Source organism: Streptomyces sp. NPDC025793, assembly GCF_055558375.1.
In genome coordinates, this window is sequence record NZ_JBVHMR010000005.1 from 73012 (window position 1) to 83210 (window position 10199).

General features: G+C 71.2%; 9 protein-coding genes. 7 read left to right on the forward strand and 2 right to left on the reverse strand.

Annotated elements, in window-relative coordinates; translation table 11 throughout:
* Nucleotides 1-78 precede the first annotated feature (78 nt).
* The 7 genes from ACZ4MF_RS12740 to ACZ4MF_RS12770 all read left to right on the forward strand — a co-directional run bounded on the left by ACZ4MF_RS12740 (nucleotide 79) and on the right by ACZ4MF_RS12770 (nucleotide 7171).
* The gene (locus ACZ4MF_RS12740) at nucleotides 79-537 is read left to right on the forward strand and encodes a cupin domain-containing protein (protein WP_467492033.1); all 459 of its coding nucleotides are present in this window, start codon (nucleotides 79-81) and stop codon (nucleotides 535-537) included.
* A 49-nt stretch (nucleotides 538-586) separates the two neighbouring features.
* Nucleotides 587-1399 carry an alpha/beta fold hydrolase gene (locus tag ACZ4MF_RS12745; protein ID WP_467492034.1) on the forward strand — a complete coding sequence of 271 codons (813 nt, stop codon included), beginning with the start codon at nucleotides 587-589 and terminating at the stop codon, nucleotides 1397-1399.
* A 16-nt stretch (nucleotides 1400-1415) separates the two neighbouring features.
* A complete protein-coding gene (locus ACZ4MF_RS12750) occupies nucleotides 1416-2780 on the forward strand; it encodes a DHA2 family efflux MFS transporter permease subunit (RefSeq protein WP_467492035.1) in 1365 nt (454 codons plus the stop codon).
* A 196-nt stretch (nucleotides 2781-2976) separates the two neighbouring features.
* On the forward strand, nucleotides 2977-3834 hold the full coding sequence (locus ACZ4MF_RS12755; protein WP_467492036.1) for a TIM barrel protein: 858 nt from the start codon (nucleotides 2977-2979) through the stop codon (nucleotides 3832-3834).
* A gap of 42 nt (nucleotides 3835-3876) precedes the next feature.
* Complete coding sequence (locus ACZ4MF_RS12760; RefSeq protein ID WP_467492037.1) at nucleotides 3877-4767, forward strand: 2-hydroxy-3-oxopropionate reductase; 891 nt, start codon at nucleotides 3877-3879, stop codon at nucleotides 4765-4767.
* 184 nt (nucleotides 4768-4951) lie between these two features.
* A complete protein-coding gene (locus tag ACZ4MF_RS12765) occupies nucleotides 4952-6430 on the forward strand; it encodes a catalase (RefSeq protein ID WP_467492038.1) in 1479 nt (492 codons plus the stop codon).
* Nucleotides 6431-6937: 507 nt separating this feature from the next.
* Nucleotides 6938-7171, forward strand: coding sequence for a hypothetical protein (locus ACZ4MF_RS12770; RefSeq protein WP_356035254.1), 234 nt, complete (start codon nucleotides 6938-6940; stop codon nucleotides 7169-7171).
* 91 nt (nucleotides 7172-7262) lie between these two features.
* Here ACZ4MF_RS12770 and gcl read toward each other — a convergent pair whose 3' ends face one another.
* Together gcl and ACZ4MF_RS12780 are read right to left on the reverse strand one after the other, a co-directional pair.
* On the reverse strand, nucleotides 7263-9050 hold the full coding sequence (gene gcl, locus ACZ4MF_RS12775; RefSeq protein ID WP_467492039.1) for a glyoxylate carboligase: 1788 nt from the start codon (nucleotides 9048-9050) through the stop codon (nucleotides 7263-7265).
* A 313-nt stretch (nucleotides 9051-9363) separates the two neighbouring features.
* A complete protein-coding gene (locus tag ACZ4MF_RS12780; RefSeq protein WP_467492040.1) occupies nucleotides 9364-9558 on the reverse strand; it encodes a hypothetical protein in 195 nt (64 codons plus the stop codon).
* Nucleotides 9559-10199: the final 641 nt, after the last annotated feature.

Sequence of the window (10199 nt, forward strand, 5' to 3'; positions counted from 1 at the left end):
CATGAGAGTCCACTTGCACGAGGAGAGCCGACCCTCTACTCTTCTTCATGAGAGTTGGCTCTCACGAAGGAGACCGCAATGACACAGGCTTCCGTGGTCGGTCCGGACGACGGCGAGACGATCCGCCTGGGACCGGCACAGATCCGCATCCTGGAAGACGGCAGCACCACCGGTCACCGGATCGGGATCGGCGAGATCACCCTCGCCCCGCACGCCGAAGGGCCGCCGCAACACCGCCACGCCCAGCACGACGAGGGCTTCTACGTCGTCTCCGGCACCGTCCACTTCACCGTCGGCGAGACGACGCACGTCGCACCCGCCGGCACGCTCGCGATGATCCCGCCCGGCGCGCCGCACACCTTCGCCAACCACGGCGACGAGCCGGCGGTGATGCTCAACACCTTCACGCCCGACCTGTACGTGCAGTACTTCCGCGACCTGCGGGACATGGTCGCCGGCGGCCGGGAACTCACCCCGCAGGCCACGGTCGAGGTGATGAGCCGGTACGCCACCGTTCCGGCCACCGACTACGCGTGACGGCCCGCGTCAGTAACCCCCGGCAGGAAAAACCGACTTGGAGACTCCCATGACCAGCACCGCCCGCACGATCACCCTCACCCTCGACTCCGGCGACCTGCACGTCACCGTCGACGAGCGGGGCAAGGGTCACCCCTTCCTGCTCCTGCACGGCGGCGGCGGGCCGCAGACCGTCGCCGCCTTCGCCGGGCTCCTCGCCGAGCAGCGGCCGGCCCGGGTCATCACCCCGGTCCACCCCGGCTTCGGCGGCACCGCCAGGCCCGGATGGCTGACCGACGTGCCCACCCTCGCCCAGGTCTACGTACGGCTGCTGGACGAGCTCGGCCTGGAGGACGTCACCGTCGTCGGCAACTCCATAGGCGGCTGGATCGCCGCCGAGATGGCCCTGCTCGGCAGCGACCGGATCAGCAGCGTCGTCCTCGTCAACGCCGCCGGCATCCACGTCCCCGGCCACCCGGTCGCCGACCCCTTCACCCTGACGCCCGCCGAGCTGTCCGCTCTCTCCTTCCACGACGTCGAGAAGTTCCGCATCGACCCCAGCACGTTCTCCGACGAGCAGCGCGCGGCGGCCGTCGCCAACCGCGCAGCGCTGCAGGTCTATTCGGGCCCGCACGCCATGGCCGACCCCACCCTGCGCGAGCGCCTGGCCAAGGTCACGCACCCGGTCCTCGTCGCATGGGGCGAGAGCGACCAGGTCGTCGACACCGACTACGGACGGGCGTACGCCGACGCCGTCCCCGGCGCCCGGTTCCAACTCCTGCTCCGCACCGGCCACATGCCCCAGATCGAAACGCCTGAGCAACTCCTCGCGACGGTATGGGACTTCGCCGACGCCCACGCCACCGACCGGCCCGGCAACTGAGCACGAGGGGAGCCACATGCCCGTCCCCCGACACGGGCGGCGCGCGCCGGTCCTGGCCGTCTGCTGCCTGAGCGTGCTGCTGGTCAGTCTCGACGTCACCGTCCTCAACGTCGCGCTGCCGTCGATACAGCGCGACCTGGACTCCTCGGTCTCCGGCCTGCAGTGGACACTCGACGCCTACACCCTCGTCCTGGCCTCGCTGCTGACCCTGGCCGGTGCCACCGCCGACCGGGTAGGACGCCGACGGGTCTTCCAGCTCGGCCTCGTGCTGTTCACCGCCGGGTCGGCCCTGTGCGGCCTGGCACCCACGACCGGCTGGCTGGTGGCCTTCCGCACGGTGCAGGCGGCGGGCGGCAGCATGCTCACCCCCGTCGCCATGGCCATCCTCACCAACACGTTCACCGAGCCCCGCGAGCGCGCACGGGCCATCGGCGTCTGGGGCGGGATCGTCGGCCTCAGCATGGCGGCCGGACCGGTCCTCGGCGGCGTACTGGTGGAATCGTTCGGGTGGCGATCGGTGTTCTGGCTGAACGTGCCGATCGGGCCGGCCGCGTGCGCGCTGGCCGCGCTGTTCGTGCCGGAGTCCCGCGCACCGCGCACCCGGCGGGCCGACCCGGTGGGACAGCTCCTGCTGATCGTCCTGCTCGGCACACTCACGTACGCCGTCATCGAGGCACCCGGCGAGGGCTGGACCGCGCCGCCGATCGTGGCCTGCCTGATCGCCGCGGGGTGCGCGCTCGCCGTCTTCGTACCGTACGAGAACCGGCGCGCCGAACCGCTGATCGAGCCGCGGCTCTTCCGCAGCGCGTCCTTCGGCGGGGCCACCGCGACGGCGGTCCTCGCCTTCGCCGCGCTCGGCGGTTTCCTGTTCACCAACACCCTCTATCTGCAACGGGAGTTGGGGCTGAGCGCCCTGGGCGCCGGGCTGCACCTGCTGCCGATGGCCGCGCTGTCCCTGGTGTGCCCGCCGCTGTCCGGGCGGATCGTGGGCAGCCGCGGCCCGCGCACTCCGCTGCTCGTCGCGGGGGCCGGCATCACCGCGAGCGGTGTGCTGGCCGTCGCCGCCACCCGCTCCGCCCACCCCTCGGACATCCTGCTGTATCTCACGTACACGCTGTTCGGTCTCGGGTTCGGCTTCGTCAACGCGCCGATCACCTACACGGCGGTGTCCGGCATGCCGCGCGACCGGGCCGGGGTCGCCGCCGCGATCGCGGCGACCAGCCGTCAGATCGGCTCCTCCCTCGGCATCGCGGTGATCGGCGCCGCGGTCGCCGCCGGCTCGGGTCCGACCGCCTGGTGGATCATCGCCGGCTGCGGTGCGGCCATCCTCGCCCTCGGCACACGCGCATCCGGGCGCTCGGCAGCCACCGCCGTGCCATGACACCGCGATCGCGGGAACCCCCCGGACCACGAGCCCGGCAGGACGCGCCCTGCCGGGCTTTTCGCTTGCCCGGTGACCGACCCCCCTTGACAAGCGCCGACACCCGACGGCAATCTTCCATTACGCAGAAACGAACTTCCATAATACGGAATTCAGAAGTCGGCGACATCGATCACGGAAGGGAGCGCGGCCCCCGATGCCAGGTTTTGGATGGAGCACAGCCGCAGACCAGCGCTTCAACGTCAACCTGTCGATCCTCTTCACGGAACTCCCGCTCCTGGAGCGCCCCGCGGCGGCCGCCGCGGCGGGCTTCACGGCGGTCGAGCTGTGGTGGCCCTGGGTCGACTCCCCCACCCCCGAGCAGGCCGAGCTCGACGCCCTGAAGAAGGCGATCGAGGACGCGGGCGTCCGGCTCACGGGCCTGAACTTCTACGCCGGACAGCTGCCGGGCCCGGACCGCGGCGCCCTGTCGATCCCGGGTGCGGAGTCGGACAGGTTCCGCGCCAACATCGACGTGGCCGTCACCTTCGGCCACTCCCTGGGCTGCACGACGTTCAACGCCCTGTACGGCAACCGCGTCGACGGCGTGGACCCGGCCGAGCAGGACGCGCTGGCCCTGGAGAACCTGGTCCTCGCGGCCCGGGCCGTCGGCCGGGTCGGCGGGACGATCCTGATCGAGGCCCTCAACCGGCCCGAGTCGCCGAAGTGCCCGATCGTGAGCGCACCCCGGGCGATCGAGATCGTGGACAAGGTCAACGAGGCGACGGGCCTCGGGAACGCGACGTTCCTGATGGACCTGTACCACCTGTCCATGAACGGCGAGGACCTGCCCTCGGTGATCGAGCGCTACGCGGCGAAGACCGGTCACGTCCAGATCGCGGACAACCCCGGCCGCGGCGCCCCCGGCACCGGCTCGCTCCCGCTGGAGGAACTGCTCGACCAGCTGCGGAAGGCCGGTTACGACGGCTGGGTGGGCCTGGAGTACAAGCCGGGCGACAGGCCCAGCGCCGAGGCCTTCGAGTGGCTGCCGCGCGAGGCCCGCGCCGCCCGCTGAATCCCCCTGACTTTCCAAGGTAGTCGAGAGAGGCACCCCATCATGAGCAACCTCCCCAAGATCGCGTGGATCGGCCTCGGCATCATGGGCTCCCCCATGTCCGAGAACCTGATCAAGGCGGGTTACGACGTCACCGGCTTCACCCTGGAGCAGGACAAGCTGGACCGCCTTGCCGCCGCCGGCGGCACCGTGGCCGCCTCGATCGCCGAGGCCGTGCGCGACGCAGACGTGGTCATCACGATGGTGCCCGCGTCCCCGCAGGTCGAGGCCATCTCCTACGGCCCCGACGGCATCCTGGAGAACGCGCGGCGGGGCGCCCTGCTGATCGACATGTCCTCGATCACCCCGCAGACCTCCGTCGACCTGGCCGCCGCGGCCGAGGACAAGGGCATCCGGGTGCTCGACGCCCCGGTGTCCGGCGGTGAGGCCGGCGCCATCGAGGCCGTACTGTCGATCATGGTCGGCGGCGCGCAGGCCGACTTCGACCAGGCCAAGCCGATCTTCGACGCGCTCGGCAGGACCATCGTGCTGTGCGGCCCGCACGGCTCCGGCCAGACCGTGAAGGCGGCCAACCAGCTGATCGTCGCCGTCAACATCCAGGCGTGCGCCGAGGCCGTGGTCTTCCTGGAGAAGTCGGGCGTGGACCTCGCGGCCGCCCTGGACGTCCTCAACGGGGGCCTGGCCGGCTCGACCGTGCTGACGCGCAAGAAGGACAACTTCCTGAACCGCGACTTCAAGCCGGGCTTCCGCATCGACCTGCACCACAAGGACATGGGCATCGTCACGGACGCCGCCCGCACCGTCGGCGCGGCCCTGCCGGTCGGCGCCGTGGTCGCCCAGCTGGTCGCCTCGCTGCGCGCCCAGGGCGACGGCGGGCTGGACCACTCGGCCCTGCTGCGGGCCGTGGAGCGCCTCTCCGGCGCCCAGGTCTGACGCTCCCGAGACTTCCGGGCCGCGGCGGCGCCGACACCTGTCCTGTCGCGCCCAGGCGCCGCCGCGGCCCGGAACACATTCCACAGCCCCAAGCTTCAACAAACTGTTGACGCCCGAAGGGCCCGAACTTAGGCTCCACAAAGCGGAAACAGTTTTCCGCTGCCACTCGTACGGAAGGTCCCCGATGTCGAAGCGCGTGCTCACGGCGCGAACTCTCACCACGGAGTCCGGCGCCCCGGTCGCAGACAACCAGAACTCCACCTCCGCCGGCGTCGGCGGCCCGCTCCTGATCCAGGACCAGCACCTCCTGGAGAAGCTCGCGCGCTTCAACCGCGAGCGCATCCCGGAGCGCGTCGTGCACGCCCGCGGCTCCGGCGCGTACGGCCACTTCGAGGTGACCGACGACGTCACCGGCTTCACCCACGCCGACTTCCTGAGCGAGATCGGCAAGCGCACCGAGGTGTTCGCGCGCTTCTCGACGGTCGCCGACTCCCTCGGCGGCGCCGACGCCGTCCGTGACCCGCGCGGCTTCGCCCTGAAGTTCTACACCGAAGAGGGCAACTACGACCTCGTCGGCAACAACACCCCGGTGTTCTTCATCAAGGACCCGATCAAGTTCCCCGACTTCATCCACTCGCAGAAGCGCGACCCGTTCACGGGCCGGCAGGAGCCGGACAACGTCTGGGACTTCTGGGCGCACGCCCCGGAGGCCACGCACCAGGTGACCTGGCTGATGGGCGACCGCGGCATCCCGGCGTCGTACCGCCACATGAACGGCTACGGCTCGCACACCTACCAGTGGACGAACGCCCGGGGCGAGGCCTTCTTCGTCAAGTACCACTTCAAGACCAACCAGGGCATCCGCTCGCTCAGCAGCGAGCAGGCCGCGGAGCTCGCGGGCAAGGACGCCACCTCGCACCAGACGGACCTGCTCCAGGCCATCGAGCGCGGGGTGCACCCGTCCTGGACCCTGTACGTCCAGCTCATGCCGGCGGCCGAGGCGGCGGACTACCGCTTCAACCCGTTCGACCTGACCAAGGTCTGGCCGCACAAGGACTACCCGCTGCAGCGCGTGGGCCGCCTGGTCCTCGACCGCAACCCGGACAACGTCTTCGCCGAGGTCGAGCAGGCCGCGTTCTCCCCGAACAACTTCGTTCCGGGCATCGGCCCCTCCCCCGACAAGATGCTGCAGGGCCGCCTGTTCGCCTACGCGGACGCGCACCGCTACCGCCTGGGCGTCAACCACACCCAGCTCGCCGTGAACGCCCCGAAGGCGGTCGAGGGCGGCGCGCAGAACTACGGCCGCGACGGCCTCATGGCGGTCAACGGCCAGGGCCGCGGCGCCAGGAACTACGAGCCGAACTCCTACGACGGCCCCGTCGAGACCGGCCGCCCGCTGTCCGCCCCGCTGGCCGTCTCCGGCCACACGGGCACCCACGAGGCGCCCCTGCACACCAAGGACGACGACTTCTTCCAGGCGGGCGAGCTGTACCGCCTCATGTCGGCGGAGGAGAAGTCCCGCCTGGTCGCGAACATCGCCGGAAGCCTGTCGCAGGTCTCCCGTGACGACGTGATCGAGAAGAACCTGGCCCACTTCCACGCCGCCGACCCGGAGTACGGCAAGCGCGTGGAGGAGGCGGTCCGCGCCCTGCGCGAGGACTGAGAGCACGGCAACACCCGAGCGGCGTACGGAGTCTGACGGGAGGTCAGCAACTCCGCACGCGGCCCGCGCAGGACGCCCGGCGGCCCGGATGAGGGGTGGCCGGCGGGCGGCGGGCGCGGGCAGGGCGAGGACCGCGGCGGCGTGCGAGCCAGTGCGGTGGTGAAGGAGTCGTGTCCCCCTTCTCGACCAGAGGGAAAGGGGGACACGGTTCCGTCGCACCCGCCGCGGTCCCACCCGGACCCCGCTCACGGGGTCCCCACCGGCCCCGTCCGGCGGCGCGAACGACCTGTCGCGCCCAGCCTCGCGCCGTCGGACGGCCATCAGCACACCGAAGCAGCGCCCCCGGACCGGCCGGTCCGGGGGCGCTGCCGTGTCGGCACATGGAGCGAGTGCGCGAGCTCGTCCTCGGACACGTACATACGACTGTCTTTCCGCACCCGCACACGCTGTCGGGGCACGTCGCGGCCCCGGCGTGCGCGCCGGGCGCATCCGCAGCACGCTGAGGGCATGGGCAATCCGACGCAGCACCCGCACATCGTGGTCCACTCCCCCGCCCTGGACGGCTCCCGGCGGGTCACCGAGGGCGAGGTGACGCTGGGGATCGCCTCCCATCTGGACGATGTCGTGGAGATCCTGCGGCTGGCGGACCTGGACCGCATCGAGGTGGAGGAGAGCGACCTGATCGAGTGGCAGGGCGGCGGCCCGGACGACTGGCCGGGGCTGTCGGAACACGAGGTGTGACAGACGCACCAGACGTACGGGAACGCCGAAGGGCGGCCCGTCCTCCCGGACGGGCCGCCCTCGGCGTCTCGGCGTTACGGCGTTACGGCCGTCAGACCTTCAGCGGCTTGATCGAGGTCGGCGCGTGGCCCGGCTCGGTGGCCAGGTCCTCGAACTCGGAGATGTCGCTGATGTCCATGGTGCGGCTCATCGAGATGTTGGTGATCCGCTCCAGGATCGCCTCGACGACGACCGGCACCCGGTACTCGGCGGCCAGCTTCTTCGCCTGCTCGAAGGCCGCGCCCAGCTGGTCCGGCTCGGTGACCCGGATCGCCTTGCAGCCGAGGCCCTCGGCGACCTTGACGTGGTCCACGCCGTACACGCCGAGCTCGGGCGCGTTGATGTTCTCGAACTCCAGGTTGACCTGGAAGTTGATGTCCAGGCCGATCTGGGCCTGGCGGATCAGGCCGAGGTAGGCGTTGTTCACCAGGACGTGGACGTACGGGATCCGGTGCTGGGCGGCGACGGCCAGCTCCTCGATCAGGAACTGGAAGTCGTAGTCACCGGACAGGGCGACGACCGGGGACTCGGGGTCGGCCTTGGCGACGCCGATCGCGGCCGGGATGGTCCAGCCGAGCGGGCCGGCCTGGCCGCAGTTGATCCAGTGCCGCGGCTTGTAGACGTGCAGCATCTGCGCGCCGGCGATCTGGGAGAGGCCGATCGTGGTGACGTAGCGGGTGTCCGGGCCGAAGGCCTTGTTCATCTCCTCGTACACGCGCTGCGGCTTCATCGGCACGTTGTCGAAGTGCGTACGGCGCAGGAGGGCCGCCTTGCGCTCCTGGGTGGAGGCCACCCACGCGGAGCGGTCGGGGAGCCTGCCCTCGGCCTTCAGTTCCTTCGCGACCTCGATGAACAGCTCCAGCGCGGCCTTGGCGTCGGAGACGACCCCGTAGTCCGGCGGGAAGATCTTGCCGATCTGGGTGGGCTCGATGTCGACGTGGACGAACGTGCGGTCGCCGCGGTAGACGTCGAGCTTGTAGCCGGTGTGGCGGTTGGCCCAGCGGTTGCCGATGCCGAGGACGGCGTCGGACTCCAGGAAGTTGGCGTTGCCGTAGCGGTGCGAGGTCTGGACGCCGACCATGCCGGCGTTCAGCTCGTGGTCGTCGGGCAGCGCGCCCCAGCCCATCAGGGTCGGGACGACCGGTGTCTGGGTCAGCTCGGCGAACTCGACCAGCAGGTCGGCGGCGTCGGCACCGAGGACACCGCCGCCGGCGACGATGACCGGGCGCTCGGCGGCGAGCAGGAAGGAGAGGGCCTTCTCGATCTGGGCGCGGGTCGCGGCGGGCTTGTAGACCGGCAGCGGCTCGTACGTGTCCGGGTCGAACTCGATCTCGGTCTGCTGGACGTCGATCGGCAGGTCGATCAGGACCGGGCCGGGGCGGCCGGAACGCATCAGGTGGAAAGCCTGCTGGAAGACGCCGGGGACCTGCGCGGCCTCCAGGACGGTGACCGCCATTTTCGTGACCGGCTTGGCGATCGAGGCGATGTCGACGGCCTGGAAGTCCTCTTTGTGGATCACGTGCGTGGGCGCCTGGCCCGTGATGCACAGGATCGGGATCGAGTCACCGATGGCGGAGTACAGGCCCGTGATCATGTCGGTGCCGGCCGGGCCGGAGGTACCGATGCAGACGCCGATGTTGCCCGGCCTGGTGCGGGTGTAGCCCTCGGCCATGTGCGAGGCGCCCTCGACGTGGCGGGCGAGGGTGTGGTGGATGCCGCCGCCCTCCTTGAGCGCCTTGTAGAAGGGGTTGATCGCCGCTCCCGGCACGCCGAAGGCGTCGGTGACGCCCTCGCGCTTGAGGATCTCAACTGCCGCGCGGGCAGCGGTCATACGAGCCATCGAGTACTCCTGCTTCGGCTGTCGGATGCGTACTCCCGTCGCGCCCCGCGGTGAGCACAGCTACGTCCGTGATGTTCGTTGGTTTCCGTATCGCGGAATTTAATTTCTACTATCTGGAAGCAATGTAGGGGGGTGGGCGAAAGCCGTCAAGAGACACCGGAGAGGGCCGCGAATCGGCGAAGACCCGGCAAGCGCCGGACAAGCGGGGCAGGAGAGGAGGACCATGGGCAGCGCTGTCCCGACGCGACGCCTGGGAGTGGGCCATGCCCGAGAGCGTGCCGGTGCGCTGTCCGGCCTGTCGGCGCGAGTGCGTCTACACCGCGCCGGTGTATCCGTGCGTGTGCGGCGCCCCCACCGCCCCGCGCCTCGATCCGGCCGCCGAGCCGGTCGTGACGGTCCACCGCGCCTGGGACGACGAGTGGCTCGCGGTGCCGTGCACCGCCTGCGGCCGCCGGAACCACTGGCCCCACCCGGAACTGGGCTGCCCCTGCGGCACGGTCCTGCGCATCCCGGTCCCCGGCCCCTCCGGGCCACGGCCCACGGCGGAGCAGCCGGAGCGGGAAGCCGGGGCGGACACCGGGACCGGGCCACAGCCGGGCGCGGCTCCGGCGCCCGGAGCGGAGCGCGGTACGACACCGGCGACCACGGCCGGACCGACGGCGGCAGCCGGGCCCGCACCGGAACCGGGGGCAGGCCCGGAATCATCGCCGGAGGCCGGGACAGAGGCAGCACGACCGGACATGCCATCGCCACCCGCAGCCGACCCGGGCGCGCCATCGGCCTCGGCGACGACACCGGAGGCGGGCCCGGTGCAGGAGGCGGGTCCGACGCCGAAGACAGGCTCGGCACCGGATGCGGGCCCGGTGCAGGAGGCGGGTCCGACGCCGAAGACAGGCTCGGCACCGGATGCGGGCCCGGTACAGGAGGCGGGTCCGGAGCCGCAGAGGGGCTCGGCGCCGGAGGCAGGCTCGGTGGCAGAGACGGGCGAGGCCGCGGCCGGAGGGGAACCGGTGGAAGGCGGGCTGCCCGCGGAAGGCGGGGTCCCGGCGAAAGGTGAGGTGCCGACCAGAGGCGAACCACCGACGGAAGGCAGAGCGCCCGCGGAAGGCAGCGTGCCCGCGGAACGCCAGGCCGCAGCCAGAAACGAGG